Origin of the sequence: Pseudomonas sp. TNT2022 ID642, from assembly GCF_028656995.1 — a bacterium.
Lineage (GTDB): Bacteria > Pseudomonadota > Gammaproteobacteria > Pseudomonadales > Pseudomonadaceae > Aquipseudomonas.
In genome coordinates this window covers 488123-513985 of sequence record NZ_JAMDGW010000019.1, presented here as the reverse complement: position 1 = coordinate 513985, position 25863 = coordinate 488123, and the positions used below count along the sequence as shown (strand labels likewise).

The following is a 25863-nucleotide window of genomic DNA, read 5'->3' as shown; positions in this document are numbered from 1 at the left end:
CGCGGGCGCAAATAGAGCAGATTTTCCGTAAGGGATACTTGGGTAAATCTGCCTCCCCCGCAAACCTGAATGACTCAAGGAAGAACACATTGAACCGTTTTGTTTTTACCCTGCTAGCCGCGCTACTACTGCCAGTTTCAGCTGCCTATTCGCAGGACGACTGCAGCCATATCACCTCAAGTCTGGAAATGGTGCCCTGCTCGGAGGCGGTGAAGAAGGCTGCCGATACGCAGTTGAATGTCAGCTACAAGCAGCTGATGACGCGACTTGAGTCTGACTATCGAGCAGATCCGGCATTGGGCGCGGAGTACGCCGCGAAGGTCAAAGAGTCGCAACGTGCGTGGTTGAAGTTGCGCGATGCGAACTGCCCTTTGGAGGCATTCGAGATCGAGACGGGGATGCCAGCGCATGTGTTTGCCGTTAACTCGTGTATCGCCAGAATGAGTCGTGAGCGTTCGGCGTACCTGGACAAGATTGTCCCTGCTCTTGCATCCGACAAGAACGCTTCGATGGCTCCCACCAGCGACGCTTGCCCCTCGGAGGAGTTCGCGCCTTTCCTGACTGCGTTTTCCGCCAACAGCGAATCACAACGCCGTCTCACTGCAATGACGGTCAAGTCGCTGGTGTTGAAACCGGTAGCCGGGAAGGATCGAAGTACCTTTGAGCCTTCGACCTCGGGAGTTAGTGGAACAACGTTCACCTATCCGCTGATGGCTGCAATCACACCCGGTAAGACACCTGGAGTCGAGATCGAAGAGGTCGACGACAGTCACGTCAACGTTGTGGATAAACGGGCGGGTAACAGCAATGTGAAAATCTTCAACTTCTCTCGTCAGGCGTGCTGGGTGCTTGAGGGGATTGAGGATTGGTCGATCAGTGAGAAGGATCTTGTCGCAACAGATAACCCGGGAATGAGCCGCGCCGAGAACTTCTGTTATCAACGTGCAGAAGCGTTGGGCGGGCTAGGGTTTCTTGAGCAATACCCGCTGACGGTGGAGTTGATTGAAGCGTCGCTGGAAAATTTTGTCTGTGCTGCAGAGTCGGGTGACGCGCAGGCGAGCCTGTCGGCGGCAAGCCTGAGCCTTTCGCAAATGGCGTCTCAGTTGGAAACGAGCAAGGTAGAGGCGTTGTTCAAAGCGGCCTCGAAAATACCGAGTGGCGCGTTGGCCTATGCCACGTTTTTTTGCGTCGGAAACTCCACCGACTATAGCGGCCCTTGCCTCCATCCCGAGCAGGCAAAAGAGCAGGTTATTCGTGCTATTTCCATGGGCTCCGCTGATGCGATGAATTATCTGGCCTCGACCTTTGAAGGTGGCGAGTTTGGAACGAAGGATATGTCCCGGGCGTTAGCCTGTTATCAGATGGCGGCTGACAAAGGTAATCAGTTGGGCATCTTCAACGTGGGGCGATTGGGATCGCAGGGCGCTGAACCTATCAAGGCCAGTCACTGCATCTGAAATGCCGGGTCATGTCTGATGCGTTTTCGCAGTCGTTGAGTCTGAATACGTCCGGTAAAACGTTTAGTTTTTGAGCATCTGACGACCACCATTTTCCTTTAAACTCCCCACCCCCAAGGAATGCGCTCAGGACACGGAATGCCAGCCCCTTCGATCTCCCTTCGCCCAGCGCTAGTGCTCTGGCTATACGCCGCCGCAATCGTGCACATTCTCGCCGGTCTCACCCTGACCTGGGCCGGTCACTCCGGCTTACTCGACGGCTATCTGCACACCCTCGAACTCACATTCTGGGGCGCCGACCCGGTGCCCGTCGCCGGCCACGACCAACAAGTCTGGTGGCTCGCGCTGTTCGGCGCGACGTTGCAAAGTTATTCGCTGTACATGCTCGCGCTGGTGCACTTGGGCAATCGCTCGAAAGCCCCGGCAGTGTGGGTCTGGTTGATCGCCGGCATCCTGTTATGGGCGCCGCAGGACATGTGGCTCTCGGCGCAACAACAGGTCTGGTCGCACCTGTGGCTCGACGGTTTTGCGTTGCTGGTGTTGTTGCCGCCGCTGTTCTGGTTGTATCGGCATGACCGCCGAAAATCCCCTTCAGTAAAGGCACCGAGCCAATCCAACCCGTTTGCCGATGGCGCTTTCAAGCGTGTGCTGATCACCGGCGGCACCGGGTTCATCGGCGAAGCCTTGGTCAATCAATTACTCGACGCGGGCCACTCGGTCAGCGTCCTGACGCGCGATCCGTTGAACGCGGCCAATCTATTCAATGGCCGCGTCCGCTGTGTGCATTCGCTCAGCGAACTCAGTCATGACGAAGCTTTCGACGTGGTGATCAATCTCGCCGGCGCCCCTGTCGCCGGCCCACGCTGGACTCCCAAACGTCAGGCGCAACTGCTCGCCAGTCGAGTCGGCACCACCGAAGCGCTGATGACCTGGTTGCAGAACACCAAGCAAAAACCGGCGCTGTGGATTCAAGCCTCGGCCATCGGCTTCTACGGCGTGCGCGACGCCAGTGAAAACCTCGACGAAAGCGCCAGCAAGGGCGACGGCTTCATGGCCGAACTCTGCGCGCGTTGGGAAGCCGCCGCGCAACCGGCCACTGAGTTTGGCGTGCGTCAGGTGGTGCTGCGCCTAGGCGTAGTGTTCGGCCCGGGTGGTGCGTTGACGCCGTTGCTGCTGCCGTTCCGCCTGGGTTTCGGCGGGCGCATGGGCGATGGTCGGCAGATCATGAGTTGGGTGCATCGCGACGATGTGCTTCAGGTGATCGCGCGGGCTTTCAACGACGACACTCTGCGTGGCACCTACAACATGGTCGCGCCGGAAACGGTCAGTCAGGCAGCGTTTGCCGAGCAGGCCGGCAAGGTCCTCAAGCGTCCGGTGTGGTTGCACATTCCCGCCGCGCCAGTGCGTGCATTGGCGGGAGAGATGGCGCAGTTGTTCTTCGACGGTCAGCGCGTGGTGCCGCAGCGTTTGACCGAGGCCGGTTACACATTCCGTTATCCAACCCTCGACGCCGCTCTGCGCGATCTGACCTGAGGATCGTCCATGAGCAAGCCGTTGATGTACCTGCTGGCCGGCAACGGCAGCGCCGCCGATTGGTGGGACGACGCACTGCCGCACTTCCAGCGTTACGAAGTCGTGCCGATGGAGTTGCCGGGCTTCGGCGCGAATCCACAACCGCCCTGCGAGGATCTGGCGGACTACGCGCAGACCTTGTTGGCGATGACGCAGAAGGGCAGCGCGATCATGGCAGTCGGGGTCAATGCGTTGCTGGTGTTGCATGCGTTGCAACGTTGGCCCGGGCACTTTTCCCGCAGTGTTTTGCTGGCGCCGGTCGGGGCGTTTCTGTGGCAGCGGCGCTTGCCGGCACTGATGTCGCCGCTGCCGATTCGCAAGACCATTCATTGGCTGCTGTCGAACAAACCCACGCTGTTCGCCCGCAAGTTCTCCAACCAGACCTGGACGCCCGCGCAGTACCAGCGCATGGGCGCCGGCTATGCGCGCTGTCGTGCATTCGTGCCGCACTGGGATCTGATTCGTGCCGATACTGCGCTGCCGCTGCTGGAGTGGATCAGCGATCCGGTCGAGTTGGTTTGGGGTGATCAGGACGCGGTGCTCGGCATCGAGCAAGCGGCGGCGTGGTCGGCGATTCTAGCCCGCGCCGATCTGAGCATCAGCCTGAAACCCGGTTGGGGTCATTACCCGTGGATCGACTCGCCCGCGCAGTTCGCGCAGTGGCTGGAGTCGGGCGAGCGTGGGTTTGTCGCCCACACCAAGGGCGGTCGTTTGCGCCTGGCTGAACTGGCGCGGCAAGCGGTGCCGGCGGCGCTGACTCTCAACGATTGCACTGACCCGCGTCTGCCGGCATTTCTCGCCGCCCAACCTGATGTGACCTGGGCGGTGCGCTCCTCCAGTTATGGCGAAGATCAGGCCGACTCCGCGAATGCCGGTTTGAGCACCACCTATCTGCGCGAGCCGACCGCCAACGTGCCAACACGCATCGCCGAACTGACGGCCGAAGGTGTCGAGGAAGTGGTGGTGCAGCGCTTCATCACGCCGGTCGTTTCCGGCATCGCTTTCGTGCGCCATCTCTCGGTAGAACTTGAGTGGGTGGAAGGCCATCTCGAATCGCTGGCCGACGGTCACGTCAGCCCCTCGCAGGCAACGCTTTCGCGGCTCGGCGATGCCTGGCGCAGCGGCATGTTCACGTCGTCCCATGGTTTGACCGAAGACCTGCTCTGGCGCTTTCTGCAAGACGTACTGCGCGTGTTCCACTACGTGCCCGGCGATGTCGAATGGGCCTGGGACGGCTCACAGCTGTGGCTGCTGCAATACCGGCCGATCAGCGATTACGGCTGGCGCCGCCACCTGACCGCCGCCAATATCGCCGAGATCCTGCCGCCGCAACCGAGCGTGTTGGTGGAATACGCCCAGCGCCGCGCGGCAGCGAGTATCCCGGCGATCATGGCGCGTTGGGATGCGCGGGTGTTGCAGGACAACGAACCGTTCACCGCGGTGTTCGGCGGCGCGTCCTACATCAACAATGACCTGTTTCTCGCTAGGCTGGCCGACTGGGGCATCAGCGCCAGCAACTACGCCGGTGAAGTTGGCGGGGCGACTCCGCATCTGCCGTGGCAACCGCTGAAGATGCTGCGTTCGTTGCCGCTGTTTTTGCGTATGCAACGCAAGGCTCGCGGCCATTTGCTGAATCTTGAAAGCGGCTTGCAGCGCTTCGATCGGGAACTGGCCGAACTCGTCGCCCAAACTGCCGATGGCCAACAACTCGCGGACTGGTTCACCCGGTTTTACGTGTTCGTGGTGCAAGGCAATCTGTGCATCGCCACGGCGCTGGCCAGCAGCGGCGGTGATTGGCTGGGCCGCCCGCCGACCGCTTACGACAATCTTGAAAACAGTCCGCATCGATTGCCGTGGGAAACTGATCCGGCCACCCCTCGACCCGCGTCGAGCGAACTGCCGCTACAGCCATTCCCGCAATGGTCAGGGCTGATCCGCTTCGCGCATTCGACCGGCCTGCCGGGCCTGCGCGGCTACTACCTGCAAGTGCGCGAGTGGTACCGCGACAACCTGATGCGCATCTTCTTCCGCCTGCACCACGCCACGCCGTTGGCCGACCGCGAACACTGGTTCGCGCCGCATCCGGATGTGCGCGCCCGCGACGGCAGCTTCTGGCAGGACGGTCGCGAAGGTGCTGAGCAGGCCACCGGGTTCATGATTTATCCGGGGCAGGTGCAAGGCATCCTCGGCGAGGACATCTTGCTCGAAGATACCCTCGATCCGGGGCGACATGCGCATTACCAAACCGCGCGGGCAGTGATTGCGCGGATGGGCGGACGCTTGTCGCATGGCTCGACGTTGCTGCGGGAGCTGCGCAAGCCATCGGCGGTGATACCGCAGGTGGATTCGGCGTGGGTGGGGTGTGAGGTGGTGTATCGGGATGGTGAGTTGGAATTGATCAATTCGAAGGATGCGAAGTGAAACGACTGTTGTTGATGTGTTTGGCCTGGTTGCCGATGGTGAGCATGGCAACGGATCTGTGCAATTCGGAGACCGATACGAAGAATTTTCTCTCGCAATGGGTGGAAAGACCCGATTACGTCCTGGACATACATTCAAGTTTTCAAACTGATGGATTCAGTCTGGAGGAGGGCAAGGTGGTGTATCGCGGCGATCTCAACGGCGACGGTCAGGAGGACTTCATTTTCACCTCCTACTCAAGCCGTGGTTCAGCGGGTGACTCGACCTTCGCCTTCCTTATCCAGTGCCACGGTTACTTGAAGCATGTCGGCGGCGATTACTTCGCCGAGGTCAAGGTACTGGACGGACCGCCCAAGAACGGCGGCGATGTAAAAGACATCGAGATCTACTCCTACATCCGCGATAAGCGCGACCAGATCCGCTACAAGGGCAAAGAGGCCATGACCCGGCCCCATCTGTGGCAATTCAATCCGCAGACACAGCTTTATGAAGGGCAGTCTGAGTAAGTCGACGGTCCCCACTGCATTTACGGAGTTATTACGTGAAAGGATTTTCAGTTCTTCTCGGCAGCTTGATATTGGCTGCCGCGTCCATGGCATTCGCTGCCGATCCAGCCTTCAAGGATTACACCGTCACGCCAGTTTTCACGGGCCCCAACCATAAACTGGTGCCGCAGGAAAACAGCAGCCCAATGATGGATCAGGCACGGGTGCTAGCCCTGAAAGGCAAGGTCAACTTCGCCGGCCATTACATCCTGCACAGGCTCGGCTGTGGCGGTAGCGCCATTTGCGGCGAAGTGCTGGACGCTCAGACCGGTGAGGTTGTTGGCGGTCTGCCGAATGCTTACGACGGCAGCACGTTCGGCATGGTTTACCAGCCCGACAGCAGCTTGATCATCGTCTCCGGCATCACGCTCGACGGCGAAGAAGATGCGCAGGGGAATGCTTTGGAAAGTGGTAATCGGGATCGTTACTACGAGTTTGTGAACAATGAGTTTCGGCTGCTGAGCATGACCGACGTGGAATCGTCGCCGATGGATGAGGAGTGAGTGGATGAACTGGTTTTTCATTCGGCCTGTGCTGATTGCGTTTTCGCTTTTACCTCATTCACTGCCCGCGACTGCCAGTGAAGGGAGTTGCTACGGCTACCTTACTGAGCTTGTCAGGAGCAGCGATTTTCCGTTTCGTTATGACGGCAAGGACAAGGTCAACCTGCTGATCGACGAGGACGACGGTGAAGTAGTGCGCGCTCAGCTGTTTTTCGACACCGACGGCACCGGCACGATTGGCTGGATCAAATACACCCCGGCTACTCACAAATTGCTCAACACCTCGGCCGAGCTGGATGAACCGGTGGCGTTGTCATTCGATGCCAAGTTTGCGGACGGCTATGCAAAGTGCCTGACAAAACAAAAGGCCGGCTAACGGCAAAAAGGATTAGCTATGGCCAGCCTTAAGTGGATGTTGATGATTGGCAGTTTGTTCAGCGCTACCAATGTCTTTGCCGTTGACCCGCCAATAGTGGGAGCCGCCGGAAACACAGTTACGTTCCAGGCAAAAAAATGGACATCACCCGTCGTGGAATCTACCACTGCCTGGTTCAACGCGAATGGAAAAACGTTCCCGTTGTTTCATGCCGGCATTGGTGCCCAGGCTTATCCTGAATGGCTCAGCCCTGACAAAAAATTTCTACTGGCGACTGCGGTGGAGTACGGCGTAGTCATAGGTGAGAACGGTGAGGAAATAGCGACATCACAAGGGCATTGCGATGTGATCTCGATGGAAACCGGTTGCGTGCTTGCTGAGAGTTACGAGCGGTTTTGTGAGGGAAAATGGGTAGGCAAGCAATGGGTTTCCGAAGAGGGCGGGGTGCTCAATCCTGTCTTGGAGACTAAGTCACCCAAGGACCTGCTGAAAAATGCTTCGAGTATCGAGCCGGTACAGTCCCGCGCAGAGTCCATCGAATCGAGCCTGAACTTTCTAAGTCCAGAGTCCTACATGGCGTGCCATCCCCCGGCGCAAAATATTCGGGTCTACAACGACCTCGGTTTTTATCTGGCCGAGGGCGGTAGAGATGAGCTGGCGCTGAAGTTTTATCGCGGCGTTGAGGCCGTTGGTAAACGCACGGTACTGATGTTGAACATTGCCGACTCGCTCTGGCGCCTTGATCGGAAAGGCGAAGCGCAGCGCTATTACAGCCAATACCGCGACGCAATGAGTGCCGCCGGCAAGGCGCAGAAAATACCTCAACGTGTCGTTGAGCGATCCGTCATTCAGGGAATGAAAAATTGAACATGTTTGCGCGTTTTATCGCGTTGTCCTTTGGATGCCTGTTTGCCTCCTGCGCGATGGCCGAGGACGACTGCAAAGAAATCACCGTGAGCGCCCAGGTCGATCGGTGTGTGGAGGCGGCCCGCAAGGAAGCCGACACGCTACTCAATGCCAACTACAAGAAACTGTTGGGACGGTTTGAGGCTCAACAGCGGCGCGACCCTGAGCAGGGTAAGGCGCTGGTCGCCATGGCCAGAGAATCCCAGCGCGCCTGGATCAAGCTACGCGACACCACGTGCCCGCTTGAAGCCACGGAAATCGAGCCAGGAGTGGCAGCGCATGTCACGACGATCAACAACTGCATGGCCAGAATGAGTCTGGAGCGTGCGGCTTATCTGGACACGATCGTCGCTGATGAGCCGGGTAATGTGGTTGATCTCAACAAGGTGTACCTGTCCGGCTCCCAGCGCTTCGGCGATGTCGTGGCACGTTATGTCAGCACCTTTGGCAGCCCATGTCTGACGGTCCAAATACTGGCGCCCAACGGCGGTTGGAGGGTGCTGTCCTCCAAGCGGTTCTGCCGTTTCGAGGGCAAGGCATTTTGGACGGATTATGCCGATGCCGGGTTTGAGGATCATGTGTTTGCCGAGGATGGGTTGCACGTGACGCTCAGTTTGACGGAGCTTCGTGGGCTCGGAGAGAAGCGCCTTGCATGTGTGGTTCCGATTCAGCGTGAGCAAATCAAAGAGCTGAAGTGCGGCGCGCTTGAGCCTGGGGCATAACAGGCCAGAGTAATTTGCTGATACCCCTGAAACCGCTAAAGGAATGTTCGGTTTGAAATTTTCGTCTGCATTGTTTTCCGCGTTGCTCGTTTTCGTTCCTCTGGCGGCTCATAGCGAGGTCACGACCGAGGTTTTTTGCTTCCGCTCCTACGAAGGCAAACCCATAAATTTTGAATTCCGAACCTATTACGACTCTGTCGCCAAGTGGAGCGGTGCTGGCGTCAAATACAGCAAGTCAAAAAAGGCTATTGGGCTGGTTCATCGCAGTACTGAACAAGAAGAACTCGTGTATGGCCGGCCCTACCAGTACACGACAACTTGGGTTGAAGTAGTTGATGGTGCACTGACAGGTGAGTATCAGATGGTCACTCAGGGTGGCCGGGTTGATGCGATGTCGTATACGAATTACAAATCCGCAAAGAAGTATTCGTTTGAAAACGATTACAACGTGGATTCGAAACCTGAAACAGGTTGCCAGTGGTGAGGCAGAGAATATTCAGGAAGGGGACTTAACGTCCCTTTATGGGTAGTCAATCCCGTCTCGCCGATGTGTGATGAGTCAGCGACAGGGATAGAGCCTGCGGTTTGCTTCGATCAGATAATCAATGTCGGAGTGTTTCCGGCGGCTATTCAAGAGCTTTCAAATATCGCTACTCTCTCGACCTTCAAAATTGCCATTGATTATCTATGTCCAAGAATCAAGGGGGCGGGTGGCGCCGGAAGACAGGGCGAACCAGTCAAATTTCGAGACCCGAGAGGTTTCCATGAAAAAGTCCAAACATGAACCCAAGCCTATGATGGCTGCCCGGTTCCAGGCCGAAGCTCGTGAAGTTTTGGCCAAGCGCTCTGGTAAGCGCAGCCGCTTTCTGGATGTTGCTCTGTCCAATGGCAGTGACTTCGAGCCAGTCGGTCGACTGGCTGGCTGAAGGTTTCGGATTCTCAAAAAAGCTGCCGTGATTAGCAGCTTTTTTGTGTCTGGATTTCTACAGGTAGTTGCAGAAAGGGGACTTAACGTCCCCTTTTTTCATCCACAGACTTCGCTACGGCTTGGCCGCCACGCTTCGCACTTCAATCTGGTCGAGCGTCCCTTCCACCATCAATCTCACGCCGTCCGCCATTCTGCTCAGGGCCAGCGCCACCGAGCGGCGGGAGCCGTGGAGGTCGTCGGCGAGGTCGCAGGCGATGACGCTGATGGACAGGAGGTCTTCGGAGGCGTTGGCCATGAGGGCTTCGGCGTCGGTGCCGGGGGAGAGTTTGAAGAGGCCGTTCTCGCGTTTGGGGTGTGGTTCGACGGCTGGTTTGAAATGGTGGTCGAGGGCGCGTTCGGCGGCTTCGTGGAATTTCTTTGATTCCAGAGATTCGTAGGGCGAAATATCCGGGTTTTCTGGGGGATTGGGTGTTGGTTTGATCATTCGGTCTTACTCCAGTTTAAGGAGCCGACACCGTTTCGCTCGCACTTCGAAAGTGGTGGCAGCTGTGCATAGGTGTGCAAGACCGGTGGAGTAACCCGGCAGACCCGAAGGCCTCCCATACACAGCCGCCATAACGATCCGCGAGCATAGGAAAACGCTCGGCGAATTGCCATAACCAATGTGTACTCCAACCGGACTTGCACGTCCGTATCGCCAATCTGCGGCGACACACAGAGCCTATCGATAGCCAGCCAACTCGCCTAGTTCATGGACAGCACCGCACTTTGCAGGAAATTTCCCATAGATTCGCGGGGCGGAAGATCAAAAGATCGCAGGCTTCGCCAGCTCCTACAGGGATGTGTTTCAACAGGTGTAGGAAAGGTGAGTGGTGAGACGCGGAGCGTCTCGGGATGCATTCCCACGCGGAGCGGGGGAACGATCAGTGGGCGAGCGCTGAATCGTGACTTGGCGGTCATCGTGCGGGAAATTGGCTGCATCATCTTCCAATAACGTCAGATACTGGCGTTATCGTCCGAATCCCTTACACTGCCCCGGCCGTTCATTTTCCTTTTGAGGCTGTGCGCATGAAATTTCGTTTTCTTCTGTGGATGATGGGTTTGTTGATGGGTAAGGCCAGCCGGACAAATCCTGCGTTCCAGCAGCAGTTGGGTGACAAGGATCTGGTGTTTCAGCTGCAGACGCTGGACGGGAAAGTGGCGCGGCATTTTGTGGTCAAGGATCAGCGCATCACCAGCAAGTCTGGCGTGGTGGCAGAGCCGGCGTTTGCGATTGCGTTTAAAGATGCCGGTTATGGCTTTGCCACGATGCAGGCGAAGAACAAGCAGTTGGCGTTTATGCAGGGGATTCAGGACAAGTCGATCCAGCTCAAGGGCAATCCGGCGCTGGTGATGTGGTTTCAAGGGTTGATGAAGTATTTGAAGCCGAGGAAGGCAAAGCCGAATAAGGCCTGAAATTCTTGAAGTCATTCAGTTGATGAAGCTGGCCCGCAAAGCCACTGATTTGGCTCTATACACCATACGTACCTGTCATAAGTGACAGGTGTTTTTATTTGCATTGTGGTGCTCCATGGAAAAGGTCCAGCGATAAAGGACTTAACCCGTTTGGAGAATAATCATCATGACATTACTGCCCGGTACATTAGATCCCGCTTTCGCCGATGCCGGCGTACTCAATTGGGATTTTCCTGAGTTCGCCAGCATTGCCCCTCAAGCTGTTCTTTCTTTACCCGACGGCAAGTTGATTGCCGTAGCGACTGAGCCGGGCTCTCCCCGTGGTTTCGTAGTTGCACGCCTTACTGAAAAAGGACGTCTCGATGTGGGCACCGGCTTCGGAGAAGGCCAACAAGGCTTTGTGCGGATACTTACCCCAGAAAAACACGTGGCTGAGATTTCAGGTGCCAGCCTGCTGAGTGATGACGGGATGCTGATTATCGTCACTTATATATGGCCACCCGATAAAAGTGGTTTTATTGTCGTTCGTCTACTTGAAGACGGTCGTCTCAATAATGGGTTTGGCAAGGGTGGTGTACTGGATTTCCCATACGGTGCAATTCCCGCGACTCTAAGTGGTCGGACAATGAACGGTATTCCCGCGAGCCGAAGTGCGGGCCAGCAGTCGGAGCCTGTTGTTCAGGGCGGTGCCAATTCGGGGATGTCCGGTATCGAGTTGCCAGACAAAAAAATCGCCTTGGCCAGTTTTGGATATGTTCCTTCCACAGGACAAACCAGGGGCTTGATCACGCGCCTCAATCCTGATGGCAGCTTTGACAAGGATTTTAACCAGACAGGTTCGGCCAGCGTTGATTTGGGAATAGCGGGTGATAGCCTTGCGCGTGGGGTGGCAGCTCACACGGAGGGTGGTTTGCTGGTCTACGGTGACTTCCATGATGAAGGTATTTTTGGCTCCTATGCCGTGCGCTTCACGAAGGATGGCGCGCAGGACAACACGTTCAAGACTGTGAAGTTTTCTTCTGATCGGTTCCCGGCTTTTTACGATGTTGCCGTGAGGAAAAGGGACGGAATAATTGCGCTGGCAGGAGGTCAGGCCGGTGAAGGTGCCTTCCATGGTGTCGGTATTATTTTCGTGCTCAAGGGCGACGGTTCGAATCATCCGCTTTTCAATAACGGCCAACCGTTAATCAAAAATGTTTTGCCCGAGACTGGTCAGCTTTGGACGTCTTGCGCCTTTGGCGGAAAGGATGAAGACACGTTAATCGTGTCCGGTACCAGTGGCGACGTGTTTCTTACCGACGATACGCATGCGGTCTGTGCACGCTATTCACTGACCGGCGAGCTTGATACGTCATTCAACGGTCAGGGATGGGTGATTTTTGATCAGTCTGATCGGCTGGAAGTGGCGCGTGATATGACCGTCACGGCACAGAACCGTATCGTCATCTGCGGTGATTTTCATAAAGACCGGCAAAGCTTCGCCAATAGCGGTTGGATCGCACGCTACCTTGCTTGAGAGATGAGCAACAGGCTAATGAACACCCGCTCTCACAGATCGAACTGATCCAGTGAGCGCGGGTTTTTTAGGCCTGGCTGAACTGCGAGGCCAGTTCACGCAGCAGCACTTCAGCCTCAAGCACTTTGCTGACAACGTCGTTGGCTTTGTCGCGAGTCAGGCCCACACGTTCAAGCAGCGCATCCGGAATGTCTTCATCCGGCCCAGAGCCAATCCCGCGGCTGCGCAGCAGACGCACGGCCAAACACACGAGGTTCGGGTATTCGGCGTAGGCGCCGTCGTAGCTTGGGTCGTGCTGGAAGCGCAGGGCGGTGGCCAGTTCATCGGGCATGTCCCAGTAGCGCATCAGCCACGAGCCGATCTGTTCGCGGCTGATACCGAGCAGGTGTTGCTCGATGTAGCTGTGGCACAGGTGCGGGTTGACCTCCAGGTGGCGGCAGATCAGCGAGAAGTGCGGCGGGAACACGTGGGCCAGCAGCAGGTAACCGAAGTTGTGCAGCAGACCGGCCAGATAGGTCAGGCCGGCTTCCGGGCGCTGGGCGCGCGGCATGGCGCGGGTCAGGCCTTCGATGACGGCGGCGGTGTAGATCGACTGCTGCCAGTACGGCGTGGTGTGTTGCGGGTGGTCTTTGGGCAGGCTCAGGGTCTTGCCGAGGGCCAGGCCCAGCGCGAGGTTGATCACCAGATCGAAACCCAGCACGCGAACGATCGCGTCTTCCACCGAACGAATCTTGCCCGGCGAGGCGTAGTACGGCGACGCCGCCCAGCTCACCACTTGTGCGGCCAGTGCCGGGTCGGTTTCAACCACGCCGGTGATGTCGTCGATGGTGGCGTTGGGATCGACACGCAGCTTGATGATTTTTTGCGCGGTTTCGGCCAGCGGCGGAATCTCGATGGTCGCTTCCAGACGCTGCTGAATGCGCCGCGCGGTGAACGCTTGCATGGCCTGGGTGATTTCCTCGCGGTCATCGTCCGGGCGGTCGAGGTTCGGGCGGATGCTGCTCAGGGCTTCGCCGAAGTTGGCGGCGCTGGCCTTGGTCAGCATGGTCTTGAAGTCTTCGCTGGCGATTTCCAGCAGCAGGCCCGGCTCGCCGGAGTTGATCAGCAGCTTCGGTTCGCGCAGCAGGCTTTCTTCGTATAGGCACGGCGAGCTGGTCAGCGCCGGCAGGCCTGGCAGCAGGCTCAGGCTGTGTTTGCCGAGCATCTTTTCCAGGCGCTCGGTGGACACGGCGGTCAGGCGACGGCCAGTCAGTTCGGCGAGGCGGTTGAGGTCGAGCAATTGGCTCTGCGGAAACAGCACCATCAGCGCGCCGACGGCGTCGTCCAGCAACACGGCTTGTACCTTGCGCGATGCATTGAGGCCGTGGTGGTCGAGCACTTCTTCGTAGGCGATCCCGAGTTTGCCTAGCAGCAGCCGAATGACAGACGGCGCGTGCGGGGATTCGGGGGCGAGAGCGGCTTCGGTCATGATCTGTATCCGTTTTTGAAACAATGGCAGGAGTATAACCAGCTTGATCAGAACGATCTGTCAGAAACTGCGACGGTGCTCACACTTGGCCGTATTGCTGCCCGTGACGCAACCAGCGATCGAGTAATGGACTGACGTGGGTTGGCCAGCGCTCCAGCAGGGCTTGCGCGGCGTCGCGGACGGCGGGCAGCAGGTCGGCGTCGCGCATCAGGTCGGCGACTTTGAATTGCAGCAGGCCGGTCTGGCGAGTGCCGAGCATTTCCCCGGGGCCGCGCAGTTCGAGGTCTTTTTCGGCGATGACGAAACCGTCGTTGGTCTCGCGCATGATGCCCAGGCGCTGGCGACCGATCTGCGACAGCGGCGGATGGTAGAGCAGCACGCAATGGCTGGCGGCGCTGCCCCGGCCAACGCGGCCGCGCAACTGGTGCAGTTGCGCGAGACCGAGGCGCTCGGGGTTTTCGATGATCATCAGGCTGGCGTTGGGCACGTCGACGCCGACTTCGATCACCGTGGTGGCGACCAGCAGTTGCAGGTTGCCGGCCTTGAATTCGGCCATGACGGCGGCCTTCTCGACGGGCTTCATGCGCCCGTGAATCAGCCCGACTTTCAACTCGCCGAGGGCAAGAGTGAGGTCTTCGAAGGTGGTTTCGGCGGCCTGGCAGGTCAGCTCTTCGGATTCTTCAATCAGCGTGCACACCCAATAGGCCTGACGGCCCTCGGCGCAGGCACCACGTACGCGTTCGATGACTTCGACGCGGCGGGTGTCGGTGACCAGCACGGTGTTAACCGGCGTTCGTCCGGGTGGCAGTTCGTCGAGGATCGAGGTGTCGAGGTCGGCGTAGGCGCTCATCGCCAATGTTCGTGGAATCGGCGTGGCGGTCATGATCAGCTGGTGCGGGCACATGCGCCCGCCGACGCCTTTCTGCCGCAGCGCCAGACGCTGCTGCACGCCGAAGCGGTGCTGCTCGTCGATGATCACCAGCGCCAGATTCTTGAACTGCACTTCGTCCTGGAACAGCGCGTGAGTGCCGACCACCATCGGCGCGCCGCTGGCGATCTGTTCCAGCGCGGTAACGCGGTTCTTGCCCTTGAGCTTGCCGGCCAGCCATGCGACTTCAATGCCCAGCGGCTCGAGCCAGCGCTTGAAGGTGATGAAGTGTTGCTCGGCGAGGATCTCGGTCGGCGCCATCAGTGCGACCTGATAACCCGCCTCCAGCGCTTGCAGGGCGGCGAGGGCGGCGACCACGGTTTTACCCGCGCCGACGTCGCCCTGAATCAGTCGCAGCATCGGTTCGTGCTGACTGAGGTCGTAGGCGATTTCATTGCCGACGCGCTGTTGCGCACCGGTCGGGTTGAAGCCGAGGTTGGCCAGATATTTCGGCGGCAGCTTTTTCGCTTTCGGCATGGCTGGCGCGCGCAGCGAACGCATGCTTTCGCGCAGACGTTGCTGTGAAAGTTGGTGCGTCAGCAGTTCCTCGAAAGCCAGACGATGCTGCGCCCAGTGATGGCCGAGGGCGAGTTCATCGACGTCGGCATCGGCGGGCGGGTTGTGCAGATAGCGAATCGCATCGGCCAGTGGCGCCAGTTGGTAGTCGCGGGCCAGTTCGGTCGGCAGCCAGTCGGGCAGGGTGTCTGGCTTGAGCATCGTCAGCGTCTGCAGACACAGCTGGCGCAGACGCGCTTGGGTCAGGCCTTCGGTGAGCGGATAGACCGGGGTCAGGGTTTCATCGACTGGCGGCGGTTCGTCACCGGTGATGGCGCGGTATTCCGGGTGGTAGATTTCCAGGCCGGACGCACCGGGCCGGGCTTCGCCGTAGCAGCGAACCCGCGTGCCGCGCTTGAGGCCTTCTTTCTGCGCGTTGCTGAAATGGTAGAAGCGCAGGCTGAGACCACCGGTGCCGTCCTGCAAGCGCACAACAAGGCTGCGCCGGCGGCCCATGACCACATCGGCGCCGCTGACGGTGCCTTCGACCACGGCGTCCTGTCCCGGCCGCAGCGCGCCGATCGGCACCACGCGGGTGCGATCCTGATAGCGCAGCGGCAGGTGAAACAGCACGTCCTGCAGATTCTCCAGACCGACCTTGGCCAATTTCTCGGCCATGGCTTCGCCGACACCCTTGAGTGCCGTCACCGACACTTGCGACAACTCCGTCATGACGCTCGCTTAACCGGCCGTAACCGGTGCCGCTGGCTTGGCCACCGAACACAGGCGAATGGAGTCGGCGAGGATCTCGATGGCTTTCGGCCGTGGGAAGCTCGCGCGCCAGGCAATGGCCACGGTGCGGAACGGCACCGGCGGCGACAGTGGGCGCACTTCGATCACGCCCGGGGCGTAGTGATGGCTGTCGACCGCCGACAACGGCAGGATCGAGATGCCCAGACCGGAGGCGACCATGTGGCGGATGGTTTCCAGCGAGCTGGATTCGACCGTGGTGTGTTTGGCGCCGTCGTTGCCCTTGGTCAGGGTCGGGCAGGCTTCCAGCACTTGGTCGCGGAAGCAGTGGCCCTCGCCGAGCAGCAGCAGGCTCTTGTCGTTGAGCAGGCCAGCGTCGATGGTTTCTTTTTGCGTCCACGGGTGCTGGGCCGGCATCAAGACGTAGAACGGCTCATCGTAGAGTGGCAGGGTCAGCACGTCGGCTTCGTTGAACGGCAGGGCGATGATGATCGCGTCGAGCTCGCCGTTGCGCAGTTTGTCGCGCAGCACGTGGGTGAAGTTTTCTTCGATGTACAACGGCATCTGCGGGGCGACCCGGTGCAGTTGCGGAATCAGGTGCGGGAACAGGTACGGGCCGACGGTGTAGATCGCGCCGACTTTCAGCGGCGCAGTCAGCTGGTTCTTGCCGGCCTGGGCCAGTTCGCGGATGCCTTGGGCCTGCTCAAGGACTTTCTGCGCCTGGGCGACGATGCCTTCGCCGACCGGGGTCAGGCGCACGGCGCTTTTGCTGCGTTCGAAAATCAGCACACCGAGTTCGTCTTCAAGTTTCTTCACGCCCACCGACAGGGTCGGCTGGCTGACGTGGCAACGTTCGGCGGCGTGGCCGAAATGCTGCTCTTGGGCGAGGGTAACGATGTAGCGTAATTCTGTGAGGGTCATAGCAAGCGTCCATGAAGATGCGGGCCAAGCATACCGGCTGCAATCGATAGACGCACGTTATCAGACTGAGTGCTCAATGCGACTACTGCAAAAAGCAAAAGATCGCAGCCTTCGGCAGCTCCTACAGGGAAGTACATTCCAATGTAGGAGCTGCCGAAGGCTGCGATCTTTTGATCTTGCTACTTAACGGCGGCGTTCGAGGGAGTAAACAAACGGCGCAACAATTTCGATCGAGCCGTTGTTCAGCATGTCGGCCGGTGGCTTGGGCAGCGGTTGTGCGCGGCGGATCATTTCCAGGGTCGCCCGGTCCAGATCGGCGTTGCCGGAGCGGCCCACCAGTTCGAACGACAGCACATTACCTTCGGCATCCACCACGAAGCGCAGTCGGTTCAAGCCTTCCTTGCCCCGTGCCTGAGCACTGGCCGGGTACTTTTTGTACTTGGCCAAATGCGCGAGCAGGGTGCCTTGCCAACTGGCCTTGGCAGCCATCTGAGCAGGCGACGGACCCGGTGCAGGCTGGGCGGATTTCTCCGTTGGTGCCTGAGTCGGTTGGGTGTCGGCCGGTTTCTCCTCGGAAGGTTTTTCCTTCGGTGGATCAGGCAGCTTCTTCTCGACCGGCTTCGGCGGTTTAGGCTTGGGCTTCGGCTTGGGTTTCTGCACCGCGATTTCCGCTTTCGGTGCTTCGGCCAGCTTCGGAATCGGCAACTCTTCCACCGGAGCCGGTGGCTGCGGCGGTGTGACGACTTTCGGCGGAGCAGGCGGTGGCGGGGCCGGAACCGGGGCCAGCTCGACCATCATTGCCTGCGGCGGCAATTCGATGGGCGGGCGGGCGGTCCAGTTCAGCGCCAGCGCGATGGCCAGCGCGTGAACGCCCAGCACCACGGCCAGGCTACCGCTGTAACGCGTCAGCTTATGGCGCGTCGTGATCATTTCTTGGCTGCCGTCTCAAGTCCGACCAGACCGACCTTCAGGTAACCGGCGCCGCGCAGCTTGTCCATCACGCTCATGAGGTCGCCGTAATCCACGCCTTTATCGGCCTGGAAGAAGATGGTGGTGTCTTTCTTGCCCTGAGTCTTGGCGTCGAGCACGGCGCCAAGGGTTTCGGCTTTGACTTCCTCGTCGCCGATGTAGAGGCGCTGGTCAGCCTTGACGCTGAGGAACACCGGTTTCTCTGGCCGCGGCGCCGGTTTGGCGGTCGAGGCGGGCAGGTCGACTTTGATGTCCACGGTGGCCAATGGAGCCGCCACCATGAAGATGATCAACAGCACCAGCATCACGTCGATGAACGGCGTGACGTTGATTTCGTGGTTCTCGGCCAGATCGTCGTCTGCGCCTTCTTTCAAATGCAGGCCCATGGCCGATTACCCCACTTTCACCATGTGCGGTTGCGAGCTGCGCTCAGGCTGGTGGTCGAGGTCACGGCTGACCAGCAGCAGCACTTCTGCCGAGGCGTCGGAAACCTGCGCCTTGTAACCGGCGATGGAGCGGGCGAAGACGTTGTAGATCACCACGGCTGGAATCGCGGCAACCAGACCCAGTGCGGTGGCCAGCAGTGCTTCAGCGATACCCGGTGCCACGACGGCAAGGTTGGTGGTCTGGGTTTTGGCGATGCCGATGAAGGAGTTCATGATGCCCCACACGGTGCCGAACAGACCCACGAACGGCGCGGTGGAACCGATGGTGGCGAGGACGCCGGTGCCGCTGCTCATGTTGCGACCGCAGGCTGCAACCAGGCGCTCGAGACGGAAGCTGACGCGTTCCTTGATGCCTTCTTTCTCGCGGCTGTTGACCGACAGGCGCATCTCTTCGAGCGCGTCGTGCACCAGCAGGTTGGCGAGGGTGCCTTCCTTGCCGGCGGTGGCGCTGGCTTCTTTAAGGGTAGTGGCCTTTTTCAGCGCGGCGATTTCGCCTCGCAGACGACGCTTGGCGCCCATCAGCTCGAAGCCTTTGGCGATCCAGATGGTCCAGGTGATGATGGAAGCGATGGCCAGACCGATCATCACGATTTTCACGATGATGTCGGCGTTCTGGTACATGCCCCACGGCGACAGGTCGTGGGCCATGCCCAGGCTGTTGTCGGCTTCGAGAACTTCAGGGACGTCGGCAGCGTCAACCGCTTGCACCGGATCGGTAGCGGCCGGGGCAGCCGGAGCGGCGGCCGGTGCGCTTTGCTCGGTGGCGGCTGGCGTTGCAGGCGCCTGGGCGTCGGCGAATGCAGCGGTCGGCGCCAGCATCAGGCTGAGCAGCAGTGCCGCCACTGCGCTCCAGGCGCGAGGTCGATTGGTTGGCGAAGCGGAGGTTTGATTACGTGTCATGCTGGCCGGACCTGAGATAGAAAAACGTTGATGCTCTTCCAGGCCTCGTGAGGCCGAGAACAAAAGTGGCGTGCATTATTGCAAGTAATTCTTGTTAACAAAAGTAATAGAGTATCTTTTTTTCCTGCATTGCTAGCCGCTCGTCCTGTCCCGAGGCTAGTCTGTGTCTTTCCGATGGGAGTTTTTTAATGTCCGCGCCTTCTGTTTTGATTGCCGGTTGTGGTGATGTCGGCAGTCGTCTGGCCAAGCAATTGCTGGCGGCTGGCTGGGAAGTTCATGGCCTGCGCCGGGACGTTTCGAAGCTGCCTGATGGTGTGATCGGCGTTGCCGGCGACCTGTTCAACGAAGAGTGCCCGGCGACCTGGCCGGTAGGCGCCGTGGACTATCTGGTGTATTGCGCCGCAGCCACTGATCACGATGAAGCCGGTTATCGCGCGGCTTATGTGCAGGGTTTGCAGAATGTCCTGAGCTGGCTGGATGACTACGGGCAGGTGCCTGAGCGGCTGATCTTCGTTTCCAGCAGCAGCGTTTATGGACAGCAGGAGGGTGAGTGGGTCGATGAGAACTCAGAGACCATCGCTGCCGGTTATTCCGGGCGATTGATGCTGGAGGCTGAGCAGGTCGCGCTCAACAGCGGTATTCCGGCAAGCATTCTGCGTTTGACCGGCATCTATGGACCGGGCCGCGAGTGGCTGCTGACTCAAGTGCGTCGCGGCTATCGCGTGGCGGTCGAGCCGCCGCTGTATGGCAACCGGATTCATGCTGACGACGCGGCAGGGTTGCTGGCGTTCCTGTTGGAGAGAGATCGGCAGGGCGTGAAACTGGAGGATTTCTACATCGGCGTCGACGACGCGCCAGCACCCTTGGCCGAGGTGGTGGGCTGGTTGCGTGAGTATCTGGGCGTGACCGAATGGTCGGAAGACGCCAGCGTGCGCCGAACCGGCAGCAAGCGCTGCAGTAATGCGCGGGTGAAGGCGTTGGGCTGGACGCCAACGTACCCAAGTTACCGCGAAGGTTACGCCGCGATCCTTGAAGGTAAATGCTGACTTCCTGACACCCCAAAACAACTGTAGGAGTGAGCCTGCTCGCGATGAGGTCATAACATTCAACACTTGTGCTGACTGTTACACCGCTATCGCGAGCAGGCTCACTCCTACAGGGGATATCTGCGAATTCAGAAGCGGGTTACTGCTTCTCCAGCAACCACTTGCGCTCGCCCGGCGTGTATTGCGGCATTTCATCTGCCAGCGCGGTGTTCACCGCCTGGAAAATCTCCAGCTCCTTGCCCTTGCGCGCAAAGATGTAGGCATTGCCCTGACCGTTGAGCTGCAACCACATGTTGTCGTTGGTGCTGCTCATCGAAGCGCAATCACCTGCCAGGCACAAGGCATAACGGTCGGCCCCCGGCAAACCGGAAACCTGGCCATCAGCCTGGAACTGCACGGTGCTGCCTTCGCCTTGACCACTGGCGATTGTCCAGCTGCCGCCCATGTACGCGGAATACAGTGCACGTTCGAAACTGGCGCCAATCGGTGCGCCTTCCGGCACCGGAATTTGTGCGCGGTCGAACACCTGCTCGGGTTCGTTCTCGCTGGCGGCTTGCTGCAGTTGCCCGCCGTCGCGTTTCAGCTCGCTGGCAGAACTGCCATAGAAGTCGACTTTCCAGGCGCCGGATTTTTCACCCAGCAGCCGTCCTTCGACGTTCTCAAAACCGTTGGTGTAGCGGGCCTGACTGGCCTTGGTGTTGACGTCCCACTCAAGGTTCGGGCCGTAGGCCTGAAGCGCTTCGCGCAGGGGGCCGCCCTTGGCTGCGGCATCGATCGCCACCTGATTGATCCAGGTGCCGCTGATGTCACGGTCGGCAGGGTTGCTGGCGCAGCCGCCGAGGAAAATGGCGAGCAGCGGGAGAGCTAGCGCTTTGCGCATGGTGGAATCCTTTCAAAACCTTTTCTTGCAGCAACCGGCGCGGCGTTTGAAGGCCGCGCCGTGCGCATCACTCGATGACCAGAATGGCATCCATTTCAACCTGCGAACCCTTTGGCAGGGCAGCCACGCCGATGGCGGCGCGGGCCGGGTATGGCTGGTCGAAGTACTTGCCCATGATCTCGTTGACCTTGGCGAAGTGGCTCAGGTCGGTGAGGAAGATGTTCAGTTTGACGATGTCCTTGAACGAACCGCCAGCGGCTTCAGCCACGGCTTTGAGGTTCTCGAACACCTGGACGGTCTGGGCTTCGAAGCCTTCAACCAGTTCCATGGTTTTTGGGTCCAGAGGAATCTGGCCCGACATGTAAACGGTGTTGCCTGCCTTGATCGCCTGGGAGTAGGTGCCGATGGCGGCCGGGGCCTTGTCGCTGGTGATAACAGTCTTGGTCATGTATGACTCCTTGTAATGGTTGAGTTATGCACGCATGCGGGTGATGCGAATCACCCCGGTCAAGGCGCGCAGCTTCTTGATCACGCGGGCCAGGTGCACACGGTCGTGGACGCTGACCACCAACTGGACCACGCTGATGCGACCATCGCGTTCGTCCATGCTGATTTTCTCGATATTGCCGTCGGCTGCGTTGACGCTACTGGCCAGCAGGGCGATCAGGCCGCGCTGGTGTTCCAGCTCGACACGCAGTTCGACGTTGAATTCGCCGGTGACATCCTTGGCCCACGAGAGCTGGATGCATTTTTCCGGGTTGTGCCGGATTTCGCTGATGTTGCGGCAGTTGTCGAGGTGCACGACCATGCCTTTGCCTGCCGACAGGTGCCCGACGATCGGGTCGCCCGGGATCGGCGTGCAGCATTTGGCGTAGCTGAGCACCAGACCTTCGGTGCCGCGAATCGCCAGAGGGCCTTCCGGGCTTGGCAATTGTTCGCCTTCGCCGAGCAGGCGGCGGGCGACCACGTAAGCCATGCGGTTGCCCAGGCCAATGTCTTCAAGCAAATCTTCGATCAGTTCGAGGCGGTATTCGGTGAGCATGGCTTTGACGCGTTCGGCCTGGATCTTCTCCAGCGAACTGTCGAAACCATTGAGAACCTTGTTCAGCAGACGTTCGCCGAGGCTGATGGACTCGGAGCGGCGTTGCAGTTTCAGCGCATGACGGATGTGCGTGCGCGCCTTGCCGGTGACCACGAAATTGAGCCACGCCGGATTCGGTCGCGCGCCGGGAGCACTGACGATCTCGACCGTGGAACCGCTTTGCAGCGGCTCGGACAGCGGTGCGAGGCGACGGTTGATCCGGCAGGCAATGCAGCTGTTGCCGACATCGGTGTGGACCGCGTAGGCAAAGTCGACCGCCGTGGAGCCTTTCGGCAGCTCCATGATCCGGCCTTTGGGCGTGAACACGTAGACCTCGTCCGGGAACAGGTCGATCTTCACGCTTTCGATGAATTCCAGCGAGTTGCCGGCACGCTGCTGCATTTCCAGCACGCCTTTGACCCATTGGCGGGCACGGGCGTGAGTGCCTTTCGGCTGCTCGTCACCGCTGGATTTGTACAGCCAATGGGCGGCGATGCCGTTGTTGGCCATCTCTTCCATTTCGCGGGTGCGGATCTGGATCTCGATCGGTACGCCGTGCATGCCGAACAGGGTGGTGTGCAGCGACTGATAGCCGTTGGCCTTGGGGATGGCGATGTAATCCTTGAAGCGCCCCGGCAACGGTTTGTACAAATTATGTACAGCACCCAGCACGCGGTAGCAGGTATCGACCTTGTCGACGATGATCCGGAACGCGTAGACGTCCATGATCTCGTTGAAGGCTCGACGCTTGCCGCGCATTTTCTTGTAGATGCCGTAGAGGTGTTTCTGGCGACCGCTGACTTCACCCTGGATGCCGTCGATAGCGAGGCAATGGCCGAGGGATTCTTCGATCTTGTTGACGATTTCCTTGCGGTTGCCCCGGGCGCGTTTGACCGCCTGGTAGATCCGCGCGGAGCGCATCGGGTGCATGGCCTTGAAGCCGAGGTCTTCGAATTCGATGCGGATCGCATGCATGCCCAGCCGGTTGGCAATGGGCGCGTAGATTTCCAGGGTTTCCTTGGCGATCCGACGGCGTTTTTCGCCGGATAGCACTTCCAGCGTGCGCATGTTGTGCAGGCGGTCGGCGAGTTTGACCAGGATCACGCGAATGTCGCGCGCCATGGCCATGGCCATTTTCTGGAAGTTTTCGGCTTGGGCTTCGGCCTTGGTCTCGAAATTCATCTGAGTCAGTTTGCTGACCCCGTCGACCAGTTCGGCCACGGTTTCACCGAACTGCGCTTGCAGCGCTTCTTTGGCGATACCGGTGTCTTCGATCACGTCATGCAGCATCGCGGCCATCAGGCTCTGATGGTCCATGTGCATGTCGGCAAGAATATTGGCCACGGCAAGAGGATGCGTGACGTACGCCTCACCGCTGCGACGGCGCTGACCGTCGTGGGCTTGTTCGGCGTAGAAATACGCTCGGCGGACCAGGTTTACCTGGTCGTTGCCGAGGTAGGTCGATAAGCGATCGGCGAGGGCGTCTATGCTCGGCATGATGATTCCTGCCGTAGGTTGTGACCCCGCGCCGTGCTACGTCGACCAGGCATAGGCTTAGACGGCCTCGTTGGACTCGTCCTCGAACGCTGCGAACAGCGGCTCATCCTGGACGATTTCCTGCTCGGCGATGAACTCGTAGCTCATCAGGCCTTCAGCGATTTCACGCAGCGCTACAACGGTAGGCTTGTCGTTTTCCCACTGAACCAGTGGCTCTTTGCCGCCGGTGGCCAGTTGACGGGCACGCTTGGTAGAGAGCATGACCAGCTCAAAGCGGTTTTCCACGTGGTTCAGGCAGTCTTCAACGGTTACGCGGGCCATGGTATTCCTCGGAGCGAATGCAATATGCGCGCTGCCCGGTTGGGCGAGCGGACTGAACAGTTTAAAAAATCACCAGCGATTAGGGAAGCGCTGATTTTTTGACCAAGCCCTTCAACGCGCTGCAAGCACCAATGTAAAGCGCTTGCAGCTGTTTTGGGAAGTGCTGTTTTACCCGAGCAATTCGGCCAGCAATTTGCCGAAACGTACTTGCTGACGTTTCTGTTGGAGTTGATTGGCGCGGAAAATCGCCTTCAGATCGTCCAGTGCGTGAGCAAAATCGTCGTTGATGATCAGATAGTCGTACTCGACATAGTGACTCATCTCGCTGACCGCTTCGCGCATGCGGCCGTCAATGATCTCGTCGCTGTCCTGCCCGCGGTTGGTCAGGCGCTGGTGCAGGGCTTGAAGCGACGGCGGCAGGATAAAGATCGAGCGTGCTTGCGGCATCAGCTTGCGCACTTGCTCGGCGCCCTGCCAGTCGATTTCCAGAATCAGGTCGTGACCTTCGTCCAGCGTCTGCTGCAGGCGGCTTTGCGAGGTGCCGTAGAAGTTGCCAAAGACTTCGGCGCGTTCGAGGAAGTCGCCGTGCTCGCCCATCTTCACAAACTCTTCGCGGGTCACGAAGTGATAGTTCACGCCGTCCACTTCACCCGGACGCATGGCACGAGTGGTGTGGGAAACCGAAACGCGAATTTCCGGGATGGCGTCGGTCAACGCCTTGACCAGACTGCTCTTGCCCGCGCCCGATGGCGCGGAAATGATGTACAGGGTGCCGGTGCTGTGGGTCATGTCAGGGGTAGCCTTACTCAATATTCTGCACTTGTTCGCGCATCTGCTCGATCAACACCTTGAGGTTGACGGCGGCTTGGGTGCTGCGCGGGTCGAAGGCCTTGGAGCCCAGTGTGTTGGCTTCGCGGTTGAGTTCCTGCATCAGGAAATCGAGGCGGCGTCCGGCCGCACCGCCGGATTTGAGCACCCGGCGCACTTCAATGATGTGGGTACTCAGGCGATCCAGTTCTTCGGCCACGTCGCTTTTTTGCGCGAGGATGACCATTTCCTGTTCGAGGCGCTGCGGGTCCAGTTCGGCCTTCATGTCGGCGAAGCGGTCGAGGACTTTCTGGCGCTGGGTTGCAAGCATTTGCGGCACCAGTTCACGCAGGGTCACGACGTCTTCTTCGATAGAGGTCAGACGCTCGTTGATCAGGCGTGCCAGCTCTGCGCCTTCGCGCTCGCGGCCAGCCTTCAACTCTTTCAGGCCTTGATTGAATAACGCCAGTGCGTCGGCATTCAGCGCCTGCGGGTCGCTCGCATCGCCCACCAGCACGCCGGGCCAGGCCAGCACTTCCAGTGGGTTTAGAGCGGCAGGGTTTTTGATCAGGCCGGCAACGGTCTCGGCTGCTGCGACCAACTGCGCGGCGCGCTCGCGATCGACTTGCAGGGTTTTGCCGGTGCTTTCTTCGGTGAAGCGCAGGGTGCATTCGAGTTTGCCCCGCGACAGGCCCTGACGCAGCGCCTCACGCACTGCGCCCTCGAGGTCGCGAAACGACTCCGGCAGGCGCAGGTGGGGTTCCAGATAGCGGCTGTTGACCGAGCGCAGTTCCCAGCTCAGGGTGCCCTGTGCGCCGGCTTTTTCGACGCGGGCGAAGGCGGTCATGCTGTGCACCATGGCGGTGACCTCGCAAATGCAGATCGGCGCGAAACCTGTGTTCCGCAGGCGCGATATGTATGAATTTAAGCCGACTGGCAGCAAAGGCGCAGGA

At 59.3% G+C, this 25863-nt stretch carries 26 protein-coding genes; 13 read left to right on the top strand and 13 right to left on the bottom strand.

Annotation, left to right across the window (positions count from 1 at the left end; genetic code table 11):
* Window positions 1-89: 89 nt before the first annotated feature.
* From M5G26_RS20605 to M5G26_RS20560, 10 genes are all read left to right on the top strand, one after another.
* On the top strand, window positions 90-1457 hold the full coding sequence (locus tag M5G26_RS20605; protein ID WP_273916335.1) for a lysozyme inhibitor LprI family protein: 1368 nt from the start codon (window positions 90-92) through the stop codon (window positions 1455-1457).
* Between the two features lie 138 nt (window positions 1458-1595).
* The gene (locus M5G26_RS20600) at window positions 1596-2990 is read left to right on the top strand and encodes a TIGR01777 family oxidoreductase (protein WP_273916327.1); all 1395 of its coding nucleotides are present in this window, start codon (window positions 1596-1598) and stop codon (window positions 2988-2990) included.
* Window positions 2991-2999: 9 nt separating this feature from the next.
* Complete coding sequence (locus tag M5G26_RS20595) at window positions 3000-5450, top strand: alpha/beta fold hydrolase (RefSeq protein WP_273916326.1); 2451 nt, start codon at window positions 3000-3002, stop codon at window positions 5448-5450.
* The gene (locus M5G26_RS20590) at window positions 5447-5956 is read left to right on the top strand and encodes a hypothetical protein (protein WP_224796879.1); all 510 of its coding nucleotides are present in this window, start codon (window positions 5447-5449) and stop codon (window positions 5954-5956) included. The genes M5G26_RS20595 and M5G26_RS20590 overlap by 4 nt, the downstream gene beginning before the upstream one ends.
* Window positions 5957-6042: 86 nt before the next feature.
* Window positions 6043-6498 (top strand): hypothetical protein, encoded by a 456-nt coding sequence (locus M5G26_RS20585; protein WP_273916334.1) that lies wholly within the window; start codon window positions 6043-6045, stop codon window positions 6496-6498.
* A 4-nt stretch (window positions 6499-6502) separates the two neighbouring features.
* Entirely contained in the window at window positions 6503-6874 is a 372-nt protein-coding gene (locus M5G26_RS20580) for a hypothetical protein (protein ID WP_273916325.1), read from the top strand.
* A gap of 18 nt (window positions 6875-6892) precedes the next feature.
* Window positions 6893-7741, top strand: a complete 849-nt coding sequence (locus M5G26_RS20575; protein ID WP_273916324.1) for a tetratricopeptide repeat protein — start codon at window positions 6893-6895, stop codon at window positions 7739-7741.
* Window positions 7742-7743: 2 nt separating this feature from the next.
* Window positions 7744-8502 carry a lysozyme inhibitor LprI family protein gene (locus M5G26_RS20570; RefSeq protein ID WP_273916323.1) on the top strand — a complete coding sequence of 253 codons (759 nt, stop codon included), beginning with the start codon at window positions 7744-7746 and terminating at the stop codon, window positions 8500-8502.
* Window positions 8503-8545: 43 nt separating this feature from the next.
* A complete protein-coding gene (locus M5G26_RS20565) occupies window positions 8546-8986 on the top strand; it encodes a hypothetical protein (protein WP_163004676.1) in 441 nt (146 codons plus the stop codon).
* 280 nt (window positions 8987-9266) lie between these two features.
* The gene (locus M5G26_RS20560; RefSeq protein ID WP_194935780.1) at window positions 9267-9428 is read left to right on the top strand and encodes a hypothetical protein; all 162 of its coding nucleotides are present in this window, start codon (window positions 9267-9269) and stop codon (window positions 9426-9428) included.
* A gap of 114 nt (window positions 9429-9542) precedes the next feature.
* Here M5G26_RS20560 and M5G26_RS20555 read toward each other — a convergent pair whose 3' ends face one another.
* The gene (locus tag M5G26_RS20555; protein ID WP_016985802.1) at window positions 9543-9914 is read right to left on the bottom strand and encodes a DUF6124 family protein; all 372 of its coding nucleotides are present in this window, start codon (window positions 9912-9914) and stop codon (window positions 9543-9545) included.
* A 584-nt stretch (window positions 9915-10498) separates the two neighbouring features.
* Here M5G26_RS20555 and M5G26_RS20550 point away from each other — a divergent pair.
* Window positions 10499-10885: a helicase gene (locus M5G26_RS20550; RefSeq protein ID WP_122612761.1), complete on the top strand. Its 387-nt coding sequence runs from the start codon at window positions 10499-10501 to the stop codon at window positions 10883-10885.
* Between the two features lie 166 nt (window positions 10886-11051).
* Window positions 11052-12401 carry a hypothetical protein gene (locus tag M5G26_RS20545; protein WP_273916322.1) on the top strand — a complete coding sequence of 450 codons (1350 nt, stop codon included), beginning with the start codon at window positions 11052-11054 and terminating at the stop codon, window positions 12399-12401.
* 67 nt (window positions 12402-12468) lie between these two features.
* Here M5G26_RS20545 and M5G26_RS20540 read toward each other — a convergent pair whose 3' ends face one another.
* The 6 genes from M5G26_RS20540 to exbB all read right to left on the bottom strand — a co-directional run bounded on the left by M5G26_RS20540 (window position 12469) and on the right by exbB (window position 19278).
* Window positions 12469-13869: an aminoacyl-tRNA deacylase and HDOD domain-containing protein gene (locus M5G26_RS20540; RefSeq protein ID WP_273916321.1), complete on the bottom strand. Its 1401-nt coding sequence runs from the start codon at window positions 13867-13869 to the stop codon at window positions 12469-12471.
* Between the two features lie 79 nt (window positions 13870-13948).
* Entirely contained in the window at window positions 13949-16024 is a 2076-nt protein-coding gene (gene recG, locus M5G26_RS20535; protein ID WP_095119801.1) for an ATP-dependent DNA helicase RecG, read from the bottom strand.
* Window positions 16025-16033: 9 nt separating this feature from the next.
* The gene (locus M5G26_RS20530) at window positions 16034-16963 is read right to left on the bottom strand and encodes a hydrogen peroxide-inducible genes activator (protein WP_007920331.1); all 930 of its coding nucleotides are present in this window, start codon (window positions 16961-16963) and stop codon (window positions 16034-16036) included.
* A gap of 183 nt (window positions 16964-17146) precedes the next feature.
* Window positions 17147-17893, bottom strand: coding sequence for a TonB family protein (locus tag M5G26_RS20525; protein WP_038359287.1), 747 nt, complete (start codon window positions 17891-17893; stop codon window positions 17147-17149).
* The gene (gene exbD, locus M5G26_RS20520) at window positions 17890-18318 is read right to left on the bottom strand and encodes a TonB system transport protein ExbD (RefSeq protein WP_134178450.1); all 429 of its coding nucleotides are present in this window, start codon (window positions 18316-18318) and stop codon (window positions 17890-17892) included. The genes M5G26_RS20525 and exbD overlap by 4 nt, the downstream gene beginning before the upstream one ends.
* A 6-nt stretch (window positions 18319-18324) precedes the next feature.
* The gene (gene exbB, locus M5G26_RS20515; RefSeq protein WP_134178449.1) at window positions 18325-19278 is read right to left on the bottom strand and encodes a tonB-system energizer ExbB; all 954 of its coding nucleotides are present in this window, start codon (window positions 19276-19278) and stop codon (window positions 18325-18327) included.
* 188 nt (window positions 19279-19466) lie between these two features.
* Here exbB and M5G26_RS20510 point away from each other — a divergent pair, with 188 nt between their 5' ends.
* Window positions 19467-20324 carry an SDR family oxidoreductase gene (locus tag M5G26_RS20510; RefSeq protein WP_273916320.1) on the top strand — a complete coding sequence of 286 codons (858 nt, stop codon included), beginning with the start codon at window positions 19467-19469 and terminating at the stop codon, window positions 20322-20324.
* A gap of 139 nt (window positions 20325-20463) precedes the next feature.
* Here the strand turns inward: M5G26_RS20510 and M5G26_RS20505 are convergent, their stop codons facing one another.
* From M5G26_RS20505 to M5G26_RS20480, 6 genes are all read right to left on the bottom strand, one after another.
* Complete coding sequence (locus M5G26_RS20505; protein ID WP_123593522.1) at window positions 20464-21204, bottom strand: hypothetical protein; 741 nt, start codon at window positions 21202-21204, stop codon at window positions 20464-20466.
* 67 nt (window positions 21205-21271) lie between these two features.
* Window positions 21272-21652 (bottom strand): RidA family protein, encoded by a 381-nt coding sequence (locus tag M5G26_RS20500; RefSeq protein WP_003229509.1) that lies wholly within the window; start codon window positions 21650-21652, stop codon window positions 21272-21274.
* A 24-nt stretch (window positions 21653-21676) separates the two neighbouring features.
* Window positions 21677-23782 carry a bifunctional GTP diphosphokinase/guanosine-3',5'-bis pyrophosphate 3'-pyrophosphohydrolase gene (spoT, locus tag M5G26_RS20495; protein WP_102901460.1) on the bottom strand — a complete coding sequence of 702 codons (2106 nt, stop codon included), beginning with the start codon at window positions 23780-23782 and terminating at the stop codon, window positions 21677-21679.
* 57 nt (window positions 23783-23839) lie between these two features.
* Entirely contained in the window at window positions 23840-24103 is a 264-nt protein-coding gene (gene rpoZ / locus M5G26_RS20490) for a DNA-directed RNA polymerase subunit omega (RefSeq protein WP_016985812.1), read from the bottom strand.
* Between the two features lie 168 nt (window positions 24104-24271).
* The gene (gmk, locus tag M5G26_RS20485) at window positions 24272-24892 is read right to left on the bottom strand and encodes a guanylate kinase (RefSeq protein ID WP_008078609.1); all 621 of its coding nucleotides are present in this window, start codon (window positions 24890-24892) and stop codon (window positions 24272-24274) included.
* Window positions 24893-24905: 13 nt separating this feature from the next.
* Window positions 24906-25769, bottom strand: a complete 864-nt coding sequence (locus M5G26_RS20480; protein WP_093429970.1) for a YicC/YloC family endoribonuclease — start codon at window positions 25767-25769, stop codon at window positions 24906-24908.
* Between the last annotated feature and the right edge of the window lie 94 nt (window positions 25770-25863).

Coding starts and splice junctions, on each gene's coding strand:
- recG (WP_095119801.1), bottom strand. CDS start 16,024: ATGACGGAGTTGTCGCAAGTGTCGGTGACGGCACTCAAGGGTGTCGGC.
- spoT (WP_102901460.1), bottom strand. CDS start 23,782: ATGCCGAGCATAGACGCCCTCGCCGATCGCTTATCGACCTACCTCGGC.
- M5G26_RS20555 (WP_016985802.1), bottom strand. CDS start 9,914: ATGATCAAACCAACACCCAATCCCCCAGAAAACCCGGATATTTCGCCC.
- M5G26_RS20565 (WP_163004676.1), top strand. CDS start 8,546: ATGTTCGGTTTGAAATTTTCGTCTGCATTGTTTTCCGCGTTGCTCGTT.
- M5G26_RS20575 (WP_273916324.1), top strand. CDS start 6,893: ATGGCCAGCCTTAAGTGGATGTTGATGATTGGCAGTTTGTTCAGCGCT.
- M5G26_RS20585 (WP_273916334.1), top strand. CDS start 6,043: ATGGCATTCGCTGCCGATCCAGCCTTCAAGGATTACACCGTCACGCCA.
- M5G26_RS20580 (WP_273916325.1), top strand. CDS start 6,503: ATGAACTGGTTTTTCATTCGGCCTGTGCTGATTGCGTTTTCGCTTTTA.
- M5G26_RS20510 (WP_273916320.1), top strand. CDS start 19,467: ATGTCCGCGCCTTCTGTTTTGATTGCCGGTTGTGGTGATGTCGGCAGT.
- M5G26_RS20480 (WP_093429970.1), bottom strand. CDS start 25,769: ATGGTGCACAGCATGACCGCCTTCGCCCGCGTCGAAAAAGCCGGCGCA.
- M5G26_RS20570 (WP_273916323.1), top strand. CDS start 7,744: ATGTTTGCGCGTTTTATCGCGTTGTCCTTTGGATGCCTGTTTGCCTCC.
- M5G26_RS20525 (WP_038359287.1), bottom strand. CDS start 17,893: ATGATCACGACGCGCCATAAGCTGACGCGTTACAGCGGTAGCCTGGCC.
- M5G26_RS20505 (WP_123593522.1), bottom strand. CDS start 21,204: ATGCGCAAAGCGCTAGCTCTCCCGCTGCTCGCCATTTTCCTCGGCGGC.
- rpoZ (WP_016985812.1), bottom strand. CDS start 24,103: ATGGCCCGCGTAACCGTTGAAGACTGCCTGAACCACGTGGAAAACCGC.
- M5G26_RS20595 (WP_273916326.1), top strand. CDS start 3,000: ATGAGCAAGCCGTTGATGTACCTGCTGGCCGGCAACGGCAGCGCCGCC.
- exbB (WP_134178449.1), bottom strand. CDS start 19,278: ATGACACGTAATCAAACCTCCGCTTCGCCAACCAATCGACCTCGCGCC.
- M5G26_RS20540 (WP_273916321.1), bottom strand. CDS start 13,869: ATGACCGAAGCCGCTCTCGCCCCCGAATCCCCGCACGCGCCGTCTGTC.
- exbD (WP_134178450.1), bottom strand. CDS start 18,318: ATGGGCCTGCATTTGAAAGAAGGCGCAGACGACGATCTGGCCGAGAAC.
- M5G26_RS20545 (WP_273916322.1), top strand. CDS start 11,052: ATGACATTACTGCCCGGTACATTAGATCCCGCTTTCGCCGATGCCGGC.
- M5G26_RS20600 (WP_273916327.1), top strand. CDS start 1,596: ATGCCAGCCCCTTCGATCTCCCTTCGCCCAGCGCTAGTGCTCTGGCTA.
- M5G26_RS20550 (WP_122612761.1), top strand. CDS start 10,499: ATGAAATTTCGTTTTCTTCTGTGGATGATGGGTTTGTTGATGGGTAAG.
- M5G26_RS20500 (WP_003229509.1), bottom strand. CDS start 21,652: ATGACCAAGACTGTTATCACCAGCGACAAGGCCCCGGCCGCCATCGGC.
- M5G26_RS20530 (WP_007920331.1), bottom strand. CDS start 16,963: ATGACCCTCACAGAATTACGCTACATCGTTACCCTCGCCCAAGAGCAG.
- gmk (WP_008078609.1), bottom strand. CDS start 24,892: ATGACCCACAGCACCGGCACCCTGTACATCATTTCCGCGCCATCGGGC.
- M5G26_RS20560 (WP_194935780.1), top strand. CDS start 9,267: ATGAAAAAGTCCAAACATGAACCCAAGCCTATGATGGCTGCCCGGTTC.